Source organism: Pseudomonas sp. DF5 (assembly GCF_058148225.1).
In genome coordinates this window covers 171,426-192,140 of sequence record NZ_JBYVYM010000009.1, presented here as the reverse complement: position 1 = coordinate 192,140, position 20,715 = coordinate 171,426, and the positions used below count along the sequence as shown (strand labels likewise).

The window sequence follows — 20,715 nt, the reverse complement described above, 5'->3', positions numbered from 1 at the left end:
GGGTCACTCCTCGACGTGCACGCTGTCCAGGTAGGTGCGTACCGCCCACAAGGCTTCCTGACTCAAATAGTCAGCCATCTTCGGCATGTACACTCGGCCATCACGCACGGCGCCATGGCGCACCCGTTCGACGAACCACTCGTCACCGGCTTCGGCGACGTCGAGCTTGCGCAAGTCAGGGGCGATGCCGCCGGACTTGGCTTCCAGGCCATGACAGGCCGCGCAGTTCTGGTTGTAGGCCGAAGAGCCGATCTCCAACGCTTTATCGTGCTCCGGAGAGGAACGATACGGGTTCACCGCCGCCCAACCATCGGCATCGACCTGCACACCGGCATCCTTGATCGGGGTCAGTCCCTTGGTTTCGACGGCCTGGGGTACCACGTTGCCGTGGGCCCAGACGGAACCTGCGCTGATGAAGCCGGCCAGCAGTCCGGCGACGAGCAAGGCGTTGCGTTTTGTTGTCATTGTTATGCCCTCAAGATTGCACGCAAAACCTCTTTACAGAGGCTATGGCAGCCATCTTAGAAACCCCGTCGCACCAGCCCTATGCTGCTTTGGTGGTCGCGACCTACTCCCTTGGTAGTAGGGCTTGTGGTGAGCCGCCCAAGTGTTTCCCACGCCGTTACTACCTTGGTACTGGCCCATCGATACTTTCTGCATATTTCCCCGACCGACCGGGGTTCCTATGCTGGCGCTACCTGTGATGGAGTGCCTTATGCGCCAGCTCGCCCCTTATGCCTTGATCTACCTGCTGGCGATTGCCTGCGCCGCCGGGTTGGCGACCCAGAGTCAGGCGGCGGATGCACCGTTGCAGGTGCGGATCGGCTACCTGGGGTATCGCCCCGATCCCGGGCCATTGCTGTCGAACGTTATTCCTGAACCGACCGATGCCGGCCTGCGGGGCGCGGAACTGGCGATCATCGACAGCAACAGTACCGGGCGTTTCCTCAATCACAGCTACAGCCTGGTCAGCGCCAATGTCGACAACCCCGACGCCTTGCTCGAAGCCGCCAAAGCCCAACACGAACAAGGCCTGCGCCTGTTTGTGGTGAATGCTCCGGCGGAAAACCTGCGCCGACTCAGCGCTGTGCTACCCGACAGCCTGCTGTTCAATGCCGGCAGCCCCGATGACAGCCTGCGCACTACCGATTGCCTGCCGAACGTGCTGCACAGCCTGCCGAGCCGGGCGATGCTGGCCGATGCGTTGGCGCAGTTTCTGGTGCTGCGCAAATGGCAACGGGCGCTGCTGATCGTCGGCCCGACCGCCGACGATCAAGCCTACGCCGCCGCCCTGCGCCGGGCGGCAAAACGCTTCGGCCTGCAACTGGTGGCGGAGAAAGCCTGGAGCTTCGATAACGATCAACGGCGCAGCGCCCAGGCCGACATGCCGCTGTTCACCCAAACCGCCGAGTACGACGTGGTGCTGGTGGCCGATGAACGCGGCGATTTCGGCGAGTACGTGCCCTACCAGACCTGGTACCCACGGCCGGTCGCCGGCACCCAGGGCCTGACCCCGGTGGGCTGGCACAAGACCGTGGAAACCTACGGTGCCGCGCAGTTGCAAAAACGCTTCGAAGCCCTGGCCGGGCGCTGGATGAACGATCGGGATTTCGCCGCGTGGATGGCGGTGCGCAGCATTGCCAGCGCGGTGGGCAAACTGCGTCAAGCCGATGCCATGGCGATCCGTACGCTTGAAATCAGCGAGCAATTGCCGCTGGACGGCTTCAAGGGCCGCAAGCTCAGTTATCGGCCGTGGAACGGTCAGTTGCGCCAGCCGATCCCCATCGTGCAGCCCCGGGCGCTGGTCAGTACGTCGCCGCAAGACGGCTTCCTGCACCCCTTCAACGAAATGGACAGCCTGGGTTACGACAAAGCCGAGGTCAGTTGCCGCTTTCCCTGAAAGCCCTACCACCACAACAATAAGGAATCTGCCATGCGCCGCACCCTGCTTTCATGCGCTCTACTGCTCGCCGCCGGGCATGCGGCGGCCAGCACCGCCTGGGTCTCCAACGAAAAGGACAACAGCCTGAGCCTGATCGACATGCAGACCCTGCAAGTCACCGACACCCTGCCCGTCGGCCAGCGCCCGCGCGGCCTGTTGCTGTCCCACGACAACAAGCTGCTGTACATCTGCGCCAGCGATTCGGACCGGGTCCAGGTGATGGACGTCGCCACGCGCAAGATCATCAAGGAACTGCCTTCGGGCAAAGACCCCGAACAATTCGCCCTGCACCCCAACAATCGCTGGTTGTATGTCTCCAACGAAGACGATGCGCTGGTGACGGTGATCGACACCGAAACCTCCAAGGTGCTCGGGCAGATCAACGTCGGCGTCGAGCCCGAAGGCATGGCCGTCAGCCCCGATGGCAAATGGGCGGTGAACACCAGCGAAACCACCAACATGCTGCACTGGATCGACACCAGCACCCAGACCCTGGCCGACAATACGCTGGTGGATCAACGACCGCGTTTCGTCGAATTCAATCCCGATGGCTCGCAGCTCTGGGCCTCGGCGGAAATCGGTGGCACGGTGACGATTCTCGATGTCGCCAGCCGCAAGATCCTCAAGACCCTGAGTTTCCAGATCAAAGGCGTGCACCCGGACAAAGTCCAGCCTGTCGGCATCAAGCTCAGCGCCGACGGCAAGTACGGCTTCGTCGCCCTCGGCCCGGCCAACCATGTGGCAGTGATCGACGCCAAGACCTTCGAGATTGTTGATTACCTGCTGGTGGGCCGACGGGTCTGGCAGATGGCGTTCACCCCGGATCAACGGCAATTGCTGGCCACCAATGGCGTCAGTGGCGATGTGTCGGTGATCGACGTCGACACCCTCAAAGTCAGCAAATCGGTGAAGGTCGGGCGCTATCCGTGGGGCGTGGTGGTCACGCCATGAACGCCCTTGAGGTCAGCGACCTGAGTTTCGCCTACGGCCCACGCGAGGCCTTGCGCCAAGTGAGTTTCAGCCTGGCACCCGGGCGTTTTGCGGCGCTGCTTGGGCCCAATGGCGCGGGCAAATCCACCCTGATCGCCCTGCTCACCCGCCTCTATGATCTGCAACGCGGTGATATCCGCGTCGGCGGATGCTCGTTGCGCGACGCGGCACGCCCGGCGCTCAAGCAATTAGGGGTGGTGTTTCAGCAAAGCACGCTGGATCTGGATCTCAGCGTCGAGCAGAACCTGCGTTATCACGCCGCGCTGCATGGTCTGTCCCGACGCCAGACCGGGCTGCGGGTCGACGCTGAGCTGGCGCGTCAGGCCCTGACCGAGCGCCGTCGCGAGCGGGTCCGCGAACTCAATGGCGGCCATCGCCGGCGGGTGGAAATCGCCCGCGCGTTGCTGCACGAACCACGCCTGTTGTTGCTTGACGAGGCCAGCGTCGGCCTCGACCCGGCCAGTCGCCTGGCGCTCAATCAGCACATCCGCAGCCTGTGCCGCGAGCAAACCATCAGCGTGCTCTGGACCACTCATTTGCTGGATGAAGTGCAGCCCAGCGACGACTTGCTGATCCTGCATCAAGGCCGTTTGGTCGCCAGCGGACAAGCTGATGCGCTGAGCCTGGAACATGGCGGCGACCTCGATTCGGCCTTCGCTCGCCTGACCACCTCGGCCCCTTCAGGAGCAGTCAGCAGATGAACGCTTACTGGCAATGTTTCAGCGGCATCGTGCTGCGCGAATGGCTGCGCTTCGTGTTGCAGCGCACGCGGTTTCTCAGTGCGCTGGTGCGGCCGTTGCTGTGGCTGCTGGTGTTCGCTGCCGGGTTCCGCGCGGCACTGGGCATCGCGATCATCGAACCCTACGACACCTACATTCCCTATGAGGTTTACATCATCCCAGGCCTTGCCTGCATGATCCTGCTGTTCAACGGCATGCAAGGTTCGTTGTCGATGGTGTATGACCGGGAGATGGGCAGCATGCGCGTGCTGCTGACCAGCCCCCTGCCCCGGACCTTTCTGCTGTGCAGCAAATTACTGGCGACGTCGCTGATTTCGTTGTTGCAGGTGTACGCCTTCCTCGCGATTGCCTGGCTGTACGGCGTGCAACCGCCGGCCATGGGCCTGTTGCTGGCGTTGCCGGCGTTGCTGCTGGTGGCGTTGATGCTCAGTGCGCTGGGCCTGTTGCTGTCCAATGCGATTCGCCAACTGGAGAACTTTGCCGGGGTGATGAATTTCGTGATCTTCCCGCTGTTTTTCCTGTCGTCGGCGCTGTATCCGCTGTGGAAAATGCGCGATTCCAGCGAGTGGCTGTATTGGCTGTGCGCCTTGAACCCGTTCACCCATGCGGTGGAGCTGGTGCGGTTCGCGCTGTACGAACGCTTCAACCCGTTGGCGCTGGCGGTGTGCGCGGGGCTGACGCTGGTGTTCGCCCTGCTCGCCGTGCTCACCTTCAACCCGCAACATGCGGCCTTGCGAAAATCCGGCTAACAACACTAGTCCCTGTGAGAGCGGGCTTGCCCGCGATGGCGGTGTGTCAGCCAACATCAGTGCTGGATGTGAGGGCCTCATCGCAGGCAAGCCAGCTCCCACAGGTCTGAGGTGTTCACATGTTTTGTTTTCACATGCTATTCAGTGTGGGAGCAAGCGGCCTTGCGCAAAACCAACTGACAACACTAATCCCCTGTGGGAGTTTTGTGTTGAACAGGTCAAAATTACTACTTTAGTACTGGTTTACCTGTCTATCGTCGCATTCACAACGCACCGCTACTGGCATGTAATGGGTTCATAACTATAAGGACTGACCCCTATGCCGCGTGCCCGACGTGTTCTGTTGCGCCCTTCTCTCGCTGCGCTGTCGCTGAGCCTGTTGCTGGGCACCGCGCAGGCCGAAACAGCGCTGTTCTCCGCCGACGGTTATCGCATTGGCCTGTACCGCAGCCCGACCCCGACTCAGCTCCAGGGCGCGAGCATCATCGACACGCCCGCCCTGCAAGACCTGCTCAAGCAGACACCCCGGCCGGTGCTGATCGACGTCTACCGTCGACAATGGCTACGGGGCCGTTTCATTGAAGACCAGCCCCACGAAAACCTGCCCGGCAGCCATTGGCTGGCCAATACCGGGGACGGTGACCTGACGCCGTCCTGGCAGGCATATTTCGCGCGCTACTTGCAGCAATTGACGGCGGGCGACCAGGCCCGACCGTTGGTCTTTTACTGCCGCTCCGATTGCTGGTTGAGCTGGAACGCGGTAAAACGCGCTGCTTCCATGGGCTATAAAACACTGTATTGGTACCGCGACGGACTGGATGCCTGGCAAGCGGCGAATCTGCCCGTGACACAGGCGAAGCCCGAGCCTTTTCCCTGACTTGAGCGCTGCGTGTTGTTGCCACACCCTGACAAAAATAATGAGGTGAAAGGCCATGTACAAAATCCTGATTGCCGACGATCACCCGCTGTTTCGCGAAGCCATTCATAACGTCATCAGCGACGGTTTCCCCGGCAGCGAGGTCATGGAAACCGCCGACCTCGACAGCGCCCTGGCCCTGACCCAGGAACACGACGACCTGGACCTGATCCTTCTCGACCTGAACATGCCCGGCATGCACGGCCTCAATGGCCTGATCAACCTGCGCAACGAGGCGCCGACCATTCCGGTGGTGATCGTCTCGGCCGAACAGGACAAGCAGATCGTGCTGCAAGCCATCACCTATGGCGCGGTGGGGTTCATCACCAAGTCCTCGCCACGGGTGCAGATGACCGAGGCCATCCAGCAGATTCTCAATGGCAATGTGTACCTGCCGCCGGACATCATCCGCACGCAAAAAAGCGGTGCCAGCCGGCGCATGAGCGAGACTCCGAGCTTCCCGCCGGAGCTGCTCCAGGCGCTGACCCGCAAACAGCTGCTGGTGCTTGAACGCATGACCAAGGGCGAGTCGAACAAACAGATCGCCTATACCCTGGAAATCGCCGAAACCACGGTCAAGGCCCACGTCTCGGCGATCTTGCGCAAACTCAATGTGCACAACCGGGTGCAGGCGATATTGAGTGCCGGGGATATTGATTTCGGGTCGTATCTTCGGCGGTAACTGCCCGGTTTGAAAGCTGACCTGTGGCGAGGGAGCTTGCTCCCGCTCGGCTGCGAAGCAGTCGTCAATCCAGGCGACTCGGTGGTTTGTAAAGGGCCGCTTCGCGCCCCAGCGGGAGCAAGCTCCCTCGCCACAGGTTCGGTGTTATCTGGATGGGCCGAGCAGATGACTCATCGCCGTCTTGAGCTTCATCGGCCGCACCGGTTTGTGCATCAGGGTGTGGCCCAGTTCGCGGATCTGTTGTTTGAGTTCGTTGCTGTAGTTGGCGGTGATCATCATCGCCGGGATCGCCGAGGCGCGGCGAGCGTTGATGCGGGCCACGGCGTCGACACCGTTCTGCTCGTCATCCAGGTGATAGTCGGCGATCAACAGGTCTGCTTCGGCGTGATAATTATCCACTTGCCGCGCCAGATCCTCCTCCGACAGCGCCGTGACCACCCGGCAGCCCCAACCTTCGAGCAAGGTGCGCATCCCGGCACAAATTGCCGCGTCGTTGTCCAGCACCCACACCCGTGCACCGCGCAGGCGCTCGAGCATCGGTTCACTCATCAACAAACTCGGCAATGCCTTCGGCGCCGTGGCGCTCAAAGGCACTTCGACGGAAAACATCGAGCCCTTGCCCGGCCATGAACGCACGTGAATCCGGTGGCCAAGAATACGCGCGATTTTCTCGACGATCGCCAGGCCCAGCCCCAAGCCGCGATCTTGATCGGGGCGCTGTACGTCACCGCGTTTGAACTCCTGAAAAATCTCCTCCAGACGGTTTTCGGCAATGCCCATGCCGCTGTCCCAGACTTCGATGGTCAGCCGCTGGTGATGACGCCGACAACCGAGCACCACCCGCCCGCTGTAGGTATAGCGAATGGCGTTGCTCAGCAGGTTTCGCAGGATCCGCGCGAGCAATTGAATGTCGCTGCGCACCAGCGCCGAACACGGGATGAAATGCAGTTCGAGGCCTTCACTGCGAGCCACTTGGGTGTATTCGGCGGCGAGGTTTTCCAGCAATTCGCTGAGGGCGAACGGCGCAATGTCGGCCTTGATCACCCCGGCATCCAGTTTGGAAATATCCACCAGTGTGCCCAACAGGTTTTCCACGTCTTCCAGGGAATTGCTGACGTTGCGCACCAGATTTTCGTTGGCCGTCGGCTCCCGGCGTTCCAACAACGCACTGGTAAACAGCCGCGCGGCATTGAGCGGTTGCAACAGGTCGTGGCTGACGGCGGCAAGAAATTTGGTCTTCGACAGGTTGGCCTGCTCGGCCTCGAGCTTGGCCTCACGCAAGCGTGATTCCACGCGGCGGCGCTCGTCGATTTCGCGCAGCAATTGGTCATTGAGGGTGGTCAGTTCGGTGGTGCGTTCACGCACCCGCAACTCAAGGTTCTGATAGGCCTGATGCAGCGCCTCGGCGGTGCGGCGGCGCTCGGTGATGTCGCGGATCAGCACGAAAATCCCCACCACTTCCCCGCTGGCCAGGCGATTGGGCACGTAGGAGCGCAGCATGTAGCGCTCCTGATTGTTGATGTTGGTTTCGGCGAACTCGAACGTCACGCTCTCGCCGGCCAGGGCACGAGCCACGTAGGCCTCGAGGCGCTGATAGTGCTGCTCGCTGTGCACTTCGCGCAGGCTCTGCCCGAGCATCACGCCCCGGGGCCAGCAGTACCATTCTTCATAGACTTTGTTGGTGAATTCGTAGACCAGATCGGCATTCAGGTAGGCGATCAGCGCCGGCACATGGTCGGTGATCAAGCGAATCCAGCGCTCGCTTTCGCTGAGGGCTTCGGCGTGCCGGTAGCGTTCGGTAATGTCGGTGAAGGTATTGACGAAACCGCCGGTGGGCAATGGATGGGTACGGATTTCCAGCACCCGGCCATCGCAGAGGCGCTGCTCGCATTCCTGCACATACCGGCCGTTGGCATCGCGACTGGCCGGAGTCAGCAGGTTCAATTCGCTGTCGGCGATCACTTCGGCGAACGGCCGGTGGGCCGCCACCGGAGCCAGACCGCTGAGTTCCAGGAAACGCCGGTTCCACAGTTCCAGAATGCCCTCGGCGTTGACCATCGCCACCCCTTGGGACAGGTTGTCGACCGCCCGTTGCAACAGGTGCGACTTTTGCGCCACGGCCTGCTCACGGCGCAGGGTTTCGCTGAGTTTGACGTCGGTGATGTCGGTGAACAGGATCACTCGCCCGCCTTCCTGGGTCGGCCGCTCGCTGACTTGCAGCCAACGGCCATTGTGCAGGCGATAGAGCAGGCTTTCGTCGACATGCGACCGGGGCTCTTCGCTGAACAGCCCGGTCGAGGTCATCAACCGTTTGACCTCGCGCAGGCGCATGCCGGCATTGATTCGCACCCGGCTGTTGCCCCAAAACGCCTTGAAACGGCTGTTGAACAGCACAATCCGCTGCTCGGCATCGAACAGCACAAAGGCGTCGGAGATGCTTTCGATGGCGTCGATCAAGTGTTGATGGGCGGTTTCGGCCCGTAGCCGCGCTTCGCTGAGCAAATGGTTGCCAGCCTTGAGTTCGGCCATGGCCTGGTTCAGGGCGTCGGTGCGCTCACGCACCTGTTCGGCCAGCACCACCGAATGCTGGAACGCCGCATACGGGTCGTTGCCCCGGGTGATTCCGGACTCGATGCGTTCGATCAGCGCGTCATTGATGCGCTGCAATTTTTGGTTTTCGTGCCGCAGGCTGGCGATTTGCGCCTGAAGGTCAGCGCTGTCCAGGGGCGCGTCCTCGGGCAATGGCAACCCCGGTGAAGGTCTGGTTGATGTGCATGCCATTGAACTGTTCTCCGTAGGTGTTGAAACCCATCACCTGTTGGTCCCGCAGGAACGCTCCGATCTGCTCGAGACTGCCGGCGTCTTCCAGTTCCAGACGCCTGAGAAAACAGTCACAGCCGATGGTCAGCAACAAGTCCCCGAGACGCTCGCGCAAGCCCTCGAACAGGCCTTGCAGATTCGGCAGCATCGGGCCGGGTTTCATGACGGTGAGGACGATGCCGTTTTCCACCGCACAGTAGAAACTCAGGCTCAGGTCTGGATGAACCTGCTGGATCGCCCGCACGTAATACTGATCGTTGATCCGCACCGCCAACGGGTGTGCGGCAAAGGTCCGGTAATCGAGGTCGGCCACCGCCACGCCGATATGCCGGGCGTACTCCTCGGCGGCCGGTTCGGCGTTGAGCTCGAATACCCGGCGCGAAGTGCTGTCGGCAGCGGTGACCACCAGTTTTTCGGCCCTGGGCAGGATGTGGTGGGTGGTGAAGACTTCGAAGTCCAGCCAGGTATTGACCAGCACCACCACCGCCGCGCCGCTGTGAAACTCGCCGCCGAAATACACATGGGTGTGGGTCAGGTAATTGTCGTCGCCAGCCGAACCGCCGAAATGCGGAATATCGCCCAAAGCCGCGCTCAAGGCAGCAAGCACCATTTCTTCACGACTGGACAAGCCATCGAGCAGGGTCAGGGCAAAGCTGTTGCCCTTGATCGGCGCCAGGGTATTGCTGCGACAACCGCTGACCAGGCGCTCGACCATTTGCTGGGCATCGATCAGGCTGAAATGCTCCATCTCATCGATCAGTTCGATGGCGATGGAAAAGTGCCGATGATCGAAGCCCACCGCTGTCACGCAGCTGCGGCCATAACCTTGGGGGGTGATTTCGCCGGCACTGGTGCAGCCCACTAGCCGAATGCCGCCGAAACTCTGCTGCAACGCCTGCCCCAGCGCCTGCAAGTCGTACTCGGCGGAACAGAAGAACAGCACGAAGCCCAGATGCGGGTGCAAGAGTTGTCGCGCCAGATCCTGCGCCGCTTGCTGGGCATCGATGGCCTGGGACATGGCACTGACCACACCGTCGCTCTGAACCTGCTGCATCGTCGCCCCTCGCCTGTATGAGGCTCGAGTGTACGAAGCCTGCGGGCGGCGACGAATGCTACTTGGGTAGCGGGTGGGTGGTTCGATGGGATGAGAATGGTGGGCTGATCAATGGGTGACTAGCGCAATTGTGGCGAGGGAGCTTGCTCCCGCTGGACTGCGAAGCAGTCCCCCGAATACTGGCCGATGCGCGACCAGGATCGGGGCCGCTGCGCGACCCAACGGGAGCAAGCTCCCTCGCCACAAGTAGTGGTTAGTCAGCTCCTACCAAGTGAGCACCGCCCCCACCGCAAACGTATCGGTGTTCTCATTCTGGGCACTGGTGTCGTGGCCGTTGATTTCGAACTGGTTGTACTCAGCCACCAGCTTGAGGTTGTCGTTGACGTCATGGAACAGCGCAACGCCGCGGGTTTCGTAATCAGCGCCGCTGCCGACCACGCCGTTACCGTCGTCCTTGGTCTTGCCGTAAGACAAGGCCAGGCGGTTCTTGCCCAGTTTGTAGGAGCCCTGCAACAGGTAACCGTTGCTGTCGACATTACGCAGGGTCGGTTCACCGGCATTGTTGGTGAAGAACGGGTTAATGCCTTTGGCCTGGAAACCGGAACCGGTCAGCGACAGCCCGCCCATCTTCGCCTGCACACCGTAACCGACACCTTTGGAGGTGACGGACTCGACGTTGGAGTCGGTGTTGTCCGAGGTCTGGTAGCTGCCGTTGAGCCAGCTGTAAATCTTCGCTCCGCCGAGGTCGAACTGATAGGTGATCTCGCTCTCGGTACGCGGGTTCTTCTGGTAGGCCTTGCCGGTTGCGCTGCTGTCGTTGGTGTCGACCGGGTCCATGATCCCCACCGCGACCCGCAAGCCGTCCATCATTGGGGTGCGATAGGTAATCTGCGACGTCGGGAACGGGTACGGATAGCCGCTGCCGATATTGCCGAACGACACCCCGCCGCCGTCCACCAGGCCCAACGTATCGCTGACCTGACCGTAACCGGCCAGCAATTCGTCGAGCAGGATGTTGGAGCGGGCAAACAAGCCGAAATCCTTGCCGATCAGCACCTCGCCCCACTCCGGGTTGGCCACCGTACCGTAGAACTGCCGCACGTCGATGGCGGTGTCGGTGCCGTTGGTTTCGCTGTCGTTGATGGTCACCCAGAACGAGGCCCGGGCGCCGAGCTTGAGGTCATCGACCTGCTTGCCCATGTTGAAGCCCAGATAGTTAGGCAAAAAACCCATCTTCACCCGCGCCTGGCGCCGGTCGTACTGATCGCCGGCCCGGTCCACGTCGCTGTTGACGTAGAAGGCGTTGATGTAGCCATCGGTGGAGAATGTGGTCTGGTCCTTGTCGTACAGCATGATCTCGGCCTGGGCCATCGAGCTCAGGCCCAGGGATGACAGACTAACGATGAAAGCCGGCAAGAAACGATGCTTGAGATTCTTATTGTTGTGCATGACGCGCTCCGCTACGGGGACTTGATGTCGGAGGCGATTATCGAAAGCGGACAGGCGGCGTCATACGCTGCCTTGGGGGCGGTTGTCAGGTGCTTTGGAGTGGCCGGTAGCGCGCGGCAAATTCGGTGTAAGACCGCCCGTCGGCCAGGCCCGGAACTTAGGGTGTAAGCCTGCGGGCCACACAGGCGTCCACAGGAACCGGTGCGCGCTAGGCGAGCGCTCTAAACAGCATGTAAACGGCTACCACCACGCAGACGCTGGCAAAGCCGATCTGCAACCCTCGGACCGGCACCCGCGCGCAGAGTTTTCGGCCGAGGATCATCCCGACGATGCTGGCGACAATGAACGACACGCCCAAACCATCGATCCGCACCCCGGCGTGAAACGCGCCAATCACCCCGATCACCGAGATCAGGCTGATCACCATCAACGACGTAGCGACGATCCCGCGCATCTGCACATCGGTCAGTTGCTTGAACGCAGGCACTATCAGAAACCCGCCACCGACCCCGAGCAACCCCGAGACGACACCGGTTACCGCGCCGAGCGCGGCAAGGGTCGCGGTGCATTTGGCGGTCCAGGAAAAACGCCCGGTCTGTTGATCGAGCATGCAGTTTTTCTGGCCCCAGTTAGCGTGGCCATGATCGCTCGGGCCGGCATCGAGCTTTTCCGGGCGCAGCATCCGCCAGGCCACCATGACCATCAGCAGGCTGAACAGGATTTTCAGGATCTTTTCCGGCAACTGATGAGCGAAGTAGATACCCACCGGCGAGAACACCGCGCCGAGCAAAGCAATCAACAGCGCCGCGCGATAGCGCACCAGGCCATGGCGCAGACCGTCGATCGCACCGATCGCCGCCGCACTGCCCACCGCGAACAACGCGACGGGCGCCGCTTGGGTCATGCTCAGACCCAGCCCGAGTACCAAGGCCGGCACCGCAAGAATACCGCCACCGGCTCCGGTCAAGCCGAGCACCAGGCCCATGACCAGGCCAAAAAAACTTGCCAGCAACATAGAGTTTTCTCTTCAGTCGTTCCTGTCGACACGGCGCCGGGTTCAGCCCCAGCTTTTCAGCACCGCTCCGCAGTACAGCCCGGACAGCGTCTTCATCACCTGAATCACTTCGTGACTGGCTAAACCATAGAATATGTACTTGCCTTCACGACGGGTCGCGACCAATCCCTCGTCGCGCAGGATGCCCAGCTGTTGGGACAGTGTGGGCTGGCGCACGCCGGTCATTTTCTCCAGCTCGCCGACGTTGCGCTCGCCCTGGGTCAGCTGGCAGAGAATCAATAAGCGGTCCTCGTTGGCCAAGGCCTTGAGCAGCGCGCACGCCTTGGAGGCCGAGGCCCTGAGTTGGGCGACTTCACATTCGGTCAGACTGGATTGCATTTGCAGGATGCCTTCGACGTCACTTAAGCTGCGGACATTATGTTTAAACATAAAGTGTTGCAACCGGTTATTGCCTTCCCGCCCCTTTTCACAGGTTCGCGTCCATGTCTGCCTTGATTGAAGCCTTCCTCGACCCCGCATCAAAGACCTACAGCTACGTGATTTACGAGCACGATGGCGGACACTGCGCGATTGTCGACCCGGTGCTCGATTACGACGGTGCCGCCGGTCGCACCTCGACCGTCCAGGCTGACAAGATCATCGCCTTCGTTCGCCAACACCAGTTGCAGGTGCAATGGCTGCTGGAAACCCATGCCCATGCCGATCACCTGTCGGCCGCGCCGTACCTGCGTCGGGAACTGGGGGGCAAGATTGCGATTGGTCAGTCGATCAGCAAGGTTCAGGGCGTGTTCAAGACACTGTTCAATCTTGAACCGGGATTCAGGGTCGACGGTTCGCAGTTCGATCACCTGTTCGCGCCGGACGAGTCATTCCGCATCGGCAACCTCAAGGCCACGGCCCTGCATGTGCCAGGGCATACTCCGGCAGACATGGCTTATTTGATCGACGGCGATGTGATTCTGGTGGGCGACACGTTGTTCATGCCGGATGTCGGCACCGCACGTTGCGACTTCCCCGGCGGCAACGCCAATCAGATGTTCGCCTCGATCCGCAAACTGCTGGCCTTCCCCGCCAGTGTGCGTCTCTTCGTTTGCCACGATTACCCGCCCGAGGGCCGCGCCCCGCAATGCCAGAGTACGGTTGGCGAGCAGCGCAAAAGCAACATTCATATTCACGACGGCGTCGACGAAGCCTCCTTCGTCGCGATGCGCACTCAGCGTGACGCCGGTTTGTGCATGCCGACGCTGTTGCTGCCGGCGATTCAAGTGAATGTGCGGGCGGGGAATTTGCCGCCCGCGGAAGACAATGGCGTGACCTACCTGAAAATCCCCCTGAACCAACTCTGACCCACGCCATCGATCGTTCCCACGCGTGGGAACGATCAGTTGGCCAGAGTCAGACCATTCGCCGGCAACGGCAGCGCCGTCTTGTAGCGCACTTGCTTGAGCGCAAAACTCGAACGAATGTTCGCCACCCCCGGCACCTTGGTCAGAAAGTCCATCATGAAGCGCTCCAGCGACTGGATGGTCGGCACCAGCACGCGGATCAAATAGTCCGGGTCGCCGGCCATCAGATAGCACTCCATCACTTCCGGGCGATCCGAAATCGCCTCTTCGAAATGCTGCAAGGCTTCTTCCACCTGCTTCTCCAGGCTGACGTGAATGAACACATTCACATGCAGCCCCAGCAAGTCGGCATCCAGCAACGTCACCTGCTCGCGAATCAGCCCTAATTCTTCCATCGCCTTGACCCGATTGAAGCACGGCGTGGGCGACAGGTTCACCGAGCGCGCGAGGTCGGCGTTGGTGATGCGCGCGTTCTCCTGAAGGCTGTTGAGAATACCGATGTCGGTACGGTCCAGTTTGCGCATGAGACAAAAACACCTGTTTTTTATGTTTATGCAGATTTTTTATCCTCAAATGATCTCCAGCGCAACGAAACACAGAGAAATATTCTTCTTGGGCCGGCCTATGATTGTTGTAGGACAAGAATTCTTTTACCGAAGAATGACTGCCAGCTCACTACAAGAAATTCACAAGATCGAGCGTAGAAGCCATGAACCAAGCGTACGAACCGCTGCGCCTGCACGTTCCCGAACCTTCGGGCCGTCCCGGCTGCAAAACCGACTTCTCCTACCTGCATCTGACCGATGCCGGCACGGTGCGCAAACCCCCAATCGACGTAGAACCGGCCGATACCGCTGATCTGGCCAAAGGCCTGATTCGCGTGCTCGACGACCAGGGCAATGCCCTCGGCCCATGGGCTGAAGGCGTACCCGTCGAGATCCTGCGCAAAGGCATGCGCGCCATGCTCAAGACGCGGATCTACGACAACCGCATGGTGGTCGCCCAGCGCCAGAAAAAAATGTCGTTCTACATGCAGAGCCTCGGCGAAGAAGCCATCGGCAGCGCCCAGGCCCTGGCCCTGAACATCGACGACATGTGTTTCCCCACCTACCGTCAGCAAAGCATCCTGATGGCCCGCGAAGTGCCGCTGGTGGACCTGATCTGCCAACTGCTGTCCAACGAGCGCGATCCGCTCAAGGGCCGTCAGTTGCCAATCATGTACTCGGTCAAGGAAGCCGGTTTCTTCACCATCTCCGGCAACCTCGCCACCCAATTCGTCCAGGCGGTGGGCTGGGGCATGGCGTCGGCGATCAAGGGCGACACCAAAATCGCCTCGGCGTGGATCGGCGACGGTGCCACTGCTGAATCGGACTTCCACACCGCCCTCACCTTCGCCCACGTGTACCGTGCGCCAGTGATCCTCAATGTGGTCAACAACCAGTGGGCGATCTCCACGTTCCAGGCGATTGCCGGCGGTGAAGCCACCACCTTTGCCGGACGCGGCGTCGGTTGCGGCATCGCCTCCCTGCGGGTCGATGGCAACGATTTCTACGCGGTCTACGCTGCATCCGCCTGGGCTGCCGAACGCGCGCGGCGCAACCTCGGTCCGACCATGATCGAATGGGTCACCTACCGTGCCGGCCCGCACTCGACCTCCGATGATCCTTCCAAATACCGTCCTGCCGACGATTGGAGTCACTTCCCGTTGGGTGACCCGATTGCGCGCCTCAAGCAGCACCTGATCAAAATCGGTCACTGGTCCGAAGAGGAACACACCGCCGTCAGCGCCGAACTGGAAGCCGAAGTAATCGCCGCACAGAAAGAAGCCGAGCAGTACGGCACCCTCGCCGGCGGCCAGATTCCGAGCGCCGCGACCATGTTCGAAGACGTCTACAAAGAGATGCCGGAGCACTTGAAGCGCCAGCGTCAGGAGTTGGGGATCTGACATGAACGATCACAACAATAATATTCAGTTGGAAACCGCCATGACCACGACCACCATGACCATGATCCAGGCCCTGCGCTCGGCCATGGATGTGATGCTTGAGCGTGACGATAACGTCGTGGTGTTCGGCCAGGACGTCGGCTATTTCGGTGGTGTGTTCCGTTGCACCGAAGGCCTGCAGACCAAGTACGGCACCTCCCGCGTGTTCGATGCGCCGATCTCCGAGAGTGGCATCGTCGGCGTCGCCGTGGGCATGGGTGCTTACGGTTTGCGGCCGGTGGCCGAGATCCAGTTCGCCGACTACGTATACCCGGCATCGGACCAGATCATTTCCGAAGCGGCGCGCTTGCGTTATCGCTCGGCCGGTGAGTTCACCGCGCCGATGACCCTGCGCATGCCTTGCGGCGGCGGCATCTATGGCGGCCAGACTCACAGCCAGAGCATCGAGGCGATGTTCACCCAGGTCTGCGGCTTGCGCACCGTGATGCCATCCAACCCTTACGACGCCAAGGGCCTGCTGATCGCCTCCATCGAAAACGATGACCCGGTGATCTTCCTCGAGCCGAAACGCCTGTACAACGGCCCGTTCGACGGTCACCACGACCGCCCGGTAACCCCTTGGTCGAAGCACCCCGCCGCGCAAGTGCCGGACGGTTACTACACCGTGCCGCTGGACGTTGCCGCCATCACCCGTCCGGGCAAGGACGTGACCGTGCTCACTTACGGCACCACCGTCTATGTCTCGCAAGTCGCCGCTGAAGAAACCGGCGTCGACGCCGAAGTCATCGACCTGCGCAGCCTGTGGCCGCTGGACCTGGAAACCATCGTCAAGTCGGTGAAGAAAACCGGACGTTGCGTGGTGGTGCACGAAGCCACCCGCACCTGCGGTTTCGGTGCCGAACTGGTCGCGCTGGTGCAAGAGCATTGCTTCCACCACCTGGAAGCGCCAATCGAGCGCGTCACCGGTTGGGACACCCCCTACCCGCACGCGCAAGAGTGGGCGTATTTCCCTGGCCCGTCCCGTGTGGGCGCGGCTTTGAAACGGGTCATGGAGGTCTGAATGGGCACGCACGTTATTAAAATGCCGGACATTGGCGAAGGCATTGCAGAAGTTGAATTGTCTCAGTGGCACGTCAAGGTCGGCGACATGGTCGTAGAAGATCAGGTGCTGGCCGATGTCATGACCGACAAGGCGATGGTCGACATCCCCTCGCCGGTGCACGGCAAGGTGATTGCACTGGGCGGACAGCCAGGCGAAGTCATGGCGGTCGGCAGTGTGCTGATCAGCATTGAAGTCGAAGGCGCGGGCAACGTTAAGGAATCGACTGCGCCAGCAGCTGTTATTAAAGAAGCACCTGTAGCGGCGTCGAAAGTTGAAGCCGTCGTAGAAAGTACACCGGCTGCAGCGGCCCCGCGTCCGGCTGCCGCTTGCCAAGGACCGATGGTCGCGCGTGAAGCCGATGAACGTCCGCTGGCCTCCCCGGCCGTGCGCAAACATGCGTTGGACCTGGGCATTCAATTGCGCCTGGTGCGTGGCAGCGGCCCTGCCGGGCGGATTCTGCACGAAGACCTCGAAGCCTATCTGGCTCAGGGTCAGTCGAACGCATCGACGGCCACCGCCGCTTACGCCCAGCGCAACGACGAACAGCAAATCCCGGTGATCGGCATGCGCCGCAAGATCGCCCAGCGTATGCAGGACGCCACCCAGCGTGCCGCCCACTTCAGTTACGTTGAAGAAATCGATGTCACCGCCGTCGAAGAATTGCGTGCGCACCTGAACGAAAAACACGGCGCGACCCGTGGCAAGCTGACCTTGCTGCCGTTCCTGGTGCGCGCCCTGGTCGTGGCCCTGCGCGACTTCCCGCAGATCAACGCCCGTTACGACGACGAGGCCCAGGTCATCACCCGCCTCGGCGCAGTGCATGTGGGCGTCGCCACGCAAGCCGACATCGGTTTGATGGTGCCGGTAGTGCGTCACGCCGAAGCCCGCAGCCTGTGGGACAACGCCGCGGAAATCTCCCGTTTGGCGACGGCTGCACGCACTGGCAAGGCCAGTCGCGATGAGCTGTCCGGCTCGACCATCACCCTGACCAGCCTCGGCGCATTGGGCGGCATCGTCAGCACGCCGGTGCTGAACCTGCCGGAAGTGGCGATCGTCGGCGTGAACAAAATCGTCGAACGGCCAATGGTGATCAAAGGCCAGATCGTGATCCGCAAGATGATGAACCTCTCCAGCTCTTTCGATCACCGCGTGGTCGATGGCATGGACGCGGCGCTCTTCATCCAGGCCATCCGTGGCTTGCTCGAACAACCCGCAACGCTGTTTGTGGAGTAAGGAATGCAACAGACTCTAAATACTACGCTGCTGATCATCGGCGGCGGCCCTGGCGGCTATGTAACGGCGATCCGTGCCGGTCAGTTGGGCATTTCGACCATTCTGGTGGAAGGCCAATCGTTGGGCGGCACCTGCCTGAACATCGGCTGCATTCCGTCCAAGGCGTTGATCCACGTCGCCGAACAGTTCCACCAGACACAGCACCACAGCCAATACTCGGCGCTGGGCATCAACGTATCGGCGCCGACCCTGGACATCGGCAAAAGCGTCGAGTGGAAGGACGGCATCGTCGATCGCCTGACCACTGGCGTCTCGGCGCTATTAAAGAAACACAAGGTCCAGGTCATCCACGGCTGGGCGAAAGTGATCGACGGTAAAACCGTTGAAGTCGGCGACACGCGGATTCAGTGCGAACACCTGGTGCTGGCCACCGGTTCGACAAGCGTCAACCTGCCAATGCTGCCGATTGGCGGGCCGATCATCTCCTCCACCGAAGCCCTGGCGCCGAAAAGCGTGCCGAAACGGCTGGTCGTGGTCGGTGGCGGTTACATCGGTCTGGAGCTGGGGATTGCTTACCGCAAGCTCGGCGCCGAGGTCAGCGTGGTCGAGGCGCAGGATCGTATTCTGCCGGCTTACGATGCCGAACTGACCCATCCGGTGCACGAAGCACTCAAACAACTTGATGTGAAGCTTTACTTGAAGCACAGCGTTGAAGGTTTTGATTCACAAAGAAATTCCCTTCAAGTTCGCGACCCGAACGGTGACATCCTGAATCTTGCAACCGATCAGGTGCTGGTGGCCGTCGGTCGCAAACCCAACACCCAGGGCTGGAACCTCGAAGCCTTGAACCTGGACATGAACGGTTCGGCGATCAAGATCGACAACCGTTGCCAGACCAGCATGCGCAACGTCTACGCCATCGGCGACCTGAGCGGCGAACCGATGCTCGCCCACCGGGCCATGGCCCAGGGCGAGATGGTTGCCGAACTGATCAGCGGCAAACACCGCGAATTCAACCCGACCGCCATTGCCGCCGTGTGTTTCACCGACCCGGAACTGGTAGTGGTCGGCAAGACCCCGGACGAGGCCAAGGCTGCGGGGCTGGACTGCATCGTGTCCAGCTTCCCGTTCGCCGCCAATGGCCGGGCGATGACACTGGAGTCGAAAAGCGGCTTCGTGCGGGTCGTGGCGCGGCGTGACAATCATCTGATTGTTGGCTGGCAGGCGGTGGGTGTGGGTGTTTCGGAGTTGTCGACGGCGTTCGGTCAGAGCCTGGAAATGGGCGCCCGGCTGGAAGACATCGCCGGCACCATCCACGCGCATCCGACGCTTGGTGAGGCGGTGCAGGAAGCGGCGTTGCGTGCGTTGGGCCACGCGCTGCATTTGTAACCGCTCAACTGTGGCGAGGGAGCTTGCTCCCGCTGGGCTGCGAAGCGGCCCCAACCGCGTCACTGCGATCTGCCTGATGCACCGCAGTGTCCGGTTTTACCAGTGCTGCGCACCGGAACGGGAGCAAGCTCCCTCGCCACAGGGTTTCGAATTATGAAAGATCGGCGGCAAGTTTCATGAGCAGGCTAAGAAATCTGCCAATCACCCGATAGTCCGGGCTGCGATTTAGGCCCGGAATGAAGTATTGTTGTCCCCATCCAGAAAAATGTCAGAAGCCTTGAACCGTTTCGACGGTTGTTAAGTGATAGAGGGTGTCATGGGTAACGAAAGCATCAATTGGGACAAGCTGGGTTTTGACTACATCAAGACAGACAAGCGCTATCTGTCGCACTGGCGTAATGGCGAGTGGGACAAAGGCACCCTGACCGAAGATAACGTGCTGCACATCAGCGAAGGCTCCACTGCCCTTCACTATGGCCAGCAGTGCTTCGAAGGCCTGAAGGCCTACCGTTGCAAGGACGGTTCGATCAACCTGTTCCGCCCGGACCAGAACGCCGCACGCATGCAACGCAGCTGCGCGCGCCTGCTGATGCCGCAAGTGTCCACCGAACAGTTCATCGAAGCGTGCAAGGACGTGGTCCGCGCCAACGAGCGTTTCATTCCGCCTTACGGCACTGGCGGCGCGCTGTACCTGCGTCCGTTCGTGATCGGCGTGGGTGACAACATCGGCGTGCGTACCGCACCCGAGTTCATCTTCTCGATCTTCTGCATCCCGGTCGGCGCCTACTTCAAGGGCGGCCTGACCCCGCACAACTTCCAGATCTCCAGCTACGACCGTGCCGCCCCACAAGGCACCGGCGCGGCCAAGGTCGGTGGCAACTACGCCGCCAGCCTGATGCCAGGCTCCCAGGCCAAGAAGGCGCACTTCGCTGACGCCATCTATCTGGACCCGATGACCCACACCAAAATCGAAGAAGTCGGCTCGGCCAACTTCTTCGGGATCACCCACGACAACAAGTTCGTCACCCCGAATTCCCCTTCGGTGTTGCCGGGCATTACCCGTCTGTCGTTGATCGAACTGGCCAAGACCCGTCTGGGCCTGGAAGTGGTCGAAGGTGACGTGTTCATCGACAAGCTGTCCGACTTCAAGGAAGCCGGTGCTTGCGGTACTGCCGCGGTGATCACCCCGATCGGCGGCATCAGTTACAACGACAAGCTGCACGTATTCCATAGCGAAACCGAAGTCGGCCCGGTCACCCAGAAGCTCTACAAAGAGCTGACCGGTGTACAGACCGGCGACATCGAAGCGCCAGCGGGCTGGATCGTCAAGGTTTGATTTGACG

The 20,715-nt window shown here is 61.0% G+C and carries 19 protein-coding genes; 12 read left to right on the top strand and 7 right to left on the bottom strand.

The genetic code is table 11. From position 1 onward, the window contains the following. Positions 1–3: 3 nt before the first annotated feature. On the bottom strand, positions 4–465 hold the full coding sequence (gene pedF, locus AC30D7_RS11255) for a cytochrome c-550 PedF (RefSeq protein ID WP_018929707.1): 462 nt from the start codon (positions 463–465) through the stop codon (positions 4–6). 250 nt (positions 466–715) lie between these two features. Between pedF and AC30D7_RS11250 the strand changes: the two genes are divergently transcribed. From AC30D7_RS11250 to AC30D7_RS11225, 6 genes are all read left to right on the top strand, one after another. Then, positions 716–1,900, top strand: coding sequence for an ABC transporter substrate-binding protein (locus tag AC30D7_RS11250; protein ID WP_490134100.1), 1,185 nt, complete (start codon positions 716–718; stop codon positions 1,898–1,900). A 33-nt stretch (positions 1,901–1,933) separates the two neighbouring features. Next, positions 1,934–2,893, top strand: coding sequence for a YVTN family beta-propeller repeat protein (locus tag AC30D7_RS11245; RefSeq protein WP_086946230.1), 960 nt, complete (start codon positions 1,934–1,936; stop codon positions 2,891–2,893). Next, positions 2,890–3,633 (top strand): ABC transporter ATP-binding protein, encoded by a 744-nt coding sequence (locus tag AC30D7_RS11240; RefSeq protein WP_018929710.1) that lies wholly within the window; start codon positions 2,890–2,892, stop codon positions 3,631–3,633. Before AC30D7_RS11245 ends, AC30D7_RS11240 begins: the two co-directional genes overlap by 4 nt. Next, complete coding sequence (locus tag AC30D7_RS11235) at positions 3,630–4,421, top strand: ABC transporter permease (protein WP_019579405.1); 792 nt, start codon at positions 3,630–3,632, stop codon at positions 4,419–4,421. Before AC30D7_RS11240 ends, AC30D7_RS11235 begins: the two co-directional genes overlap by 4 nt. Before the next feature lie 319 nt (positions 4,422–4,740). Further along, on the top strand, positions 4,741–5,298 hold the full coding sequence (locus AC30D7_RS11230; RefSeq protein WP_490134099.1) for a PQQ-dependent catabolism-associated CXXCW motif protein: 558 nt from the start codon (positions 4,741–4,743) through the stop codon (positions 5,296–5,298). A gap of 55 nt (positions 5,299–5,353) precedes the next feature. After that, a complete protein-coding gene (locus tag AC30D7_RS11225; protein WP_018929713.1) occupies positions 5,354–6,019 on the top strand; it encodes a response regulator transcription factor in 666 nt (221 codons plus the stop codon). Between the two features lie 144 nt (positions 6,020–6,163). On the opposite strand, the gene nahK is transcribed toward AC30D7_RS11225, so the two are convergent. From nahK to AC30D7_RS11200, 5 genes are all read right to left on the bottom strand, one after another. Then, complete coding sequence (gene nahK, locus AC30D7_RS11220; protein ID WP_490134098.1) at positions 6,164–8,800, bottom strand: hybrid sensor histidine kinase/response regulator NahK/ErcS'; 2,637 nt, start codon at positions 8,798–8,800, stop codon at positions 6,164–6,166. Next, complete coding sequence (nosP, locus tag AC30D7_RS11215) at positions 8,730–9,893, bottom strand: nitric oxide-sensing protein NosP (protein ID WP_490134097.1); 1,164 nt, start codon at positions 9,891–9,893, stop codon at positions 8,730–8,732. The genes nahK and nosP overlap by 71 nt, the downstream gene beginning before the upstream one ends. Before the next feature lie 264 nt (positions 9,894–10,157). After that, positions 10,158–11,342: a porin gene (locus AC30D7_RS11210; RefSeq protein ID WP_490134096.1), complete on the bottom strand. Its 1,185-nt coding sequence runs from the start codon at positions 11,340–11,342 to the stop codon at positions 10,158–10,160. Positions 11,343–11,550: 208 nt separating this feature from the next. Continuing rightward, positions 11,551–12,357, bottom strand: coding sequence for a sulfite exporter TauE/SafE family protein (locus AC30D7_RS11205; protein WP_490134095.1), 807 nt, complete (start codon positions 12,355–12,357; stop codon positions 11,551–11,553). Between the two features lie 42 nt (positions 12,358–12,399). Further along, positions 12,400–12,735 (bottom strand): ArsR/SmtB family transcription factor, encoded by a 336-nt coding sequence (locus tag AC30D7_RS11200; protein ID WP_026331709.1) that lies wholly within the window; start codon positions 12,733–12,735, stop codon positions 12,400–12,402. Positions 12,736–12,839: 104 nt separating this feature from the next. On the opposite strand from AC30D7_RS11200, the gene AC30D7_RS11195 reads away from it, so the two are divergent. After that, on the top strand, positions 12,840–13,703 hold the full coding sequence (locus AC30D7_RS11195; RefSeq protein ID WP_490134094.1) for an MBL fold metallo-hydrolase: 864 nt from the start codon (positions 12,840–12,842) through the stop codon (positions 13,701–13,703). Positions 13,704–13,738: 35 nt separating this feature from the next. Here the strand turns inward: AC30D7_RS11195 and bkdR are convergent, their stop codons facing one another. Then, complete coding sequence (gene bkdR / locus AC30D7_RS11190; RefSeq protein ID WP_017339472.1) at positions 13,739–14,227, bottom strand: Bkd operon transcriptional regulator BkdR; 489 nt, start codon at positions 14,225–14,227, stop codon at positions 13,739–13,741. 185 nt (positions 14,228–14,412) lie between these two features. On the opposite strand from bkdR, the gene AC30D7_RS11185 reads away from it, so the two are divergent. From AC30D7_RS11185 to AC30D7_RS11165, 5 genes are all read left to right on the top strand, one after another. Then, on the top strand, positions 14,413–15,648 hold the full coding sequence (locus tag AC30D7_RS11185; RefSeq protein WP_490134093.1) for a 3-methyl-2-oxobutanoate dehydrogenase (2-methylpropanoyl-transferring) subunit alpha: 1,236 nt from the start codon (positions 14,413–14,415) through the stop codon (positions 15,646–15,648). A 1-nt stretch (position 15,649) separates the two neighbouring features. Then, positions 15,650–16,708 (top strand): alpha-ketoacid dehydrogenase subunit beta, encoded by a 1,059-nt coding sequence (locus AC30D7_RS11180; RefSeq protein ID WP_019579414.1) that lies wholly within the window; start codon positions 15,650–15,652, stop codon positions 16,706–16,708. After that, complete coding sequence (locus AC30D7_RS11175; protein ID WP_096480052.1) at positions 16,709–17,983, top strand: dihydrolipoamide acetyltransferase family protein; 1,275 nt, start codon at positions 16,709–16,711, stop codon at positions 17,981–17,983. 3 nt (positions 17,984–17,986) lie between these two features. Next, the gene (gene lpdA / locus AC30D7_RS11170) at positions 17,987–19,372 is read left to right on the top strand and encodes a dihydrolipoyl dehydrogenase (protein WP_490134092.1); all 1,386 of its coding nucleotides are present in this window, start codon (positions 17,987–17,989) and stop codon (positions 19,370–19,372) included. Positions 19,373–19,688: 316 nt separating this feature from the next. Then, a complete protein-coding gene (locus AC30D7_RS11165; RefSeq protein ID WP_018929727.1) occupies positions 19,689–20,708 on the top strand; it encodes a branched-chain amino acid aminotransferase in 1,020 nt (339 codons plus the stop codon). The last annotated feature ends 7 nt before the right edge of the window (positions 20,709–20,715 follow it).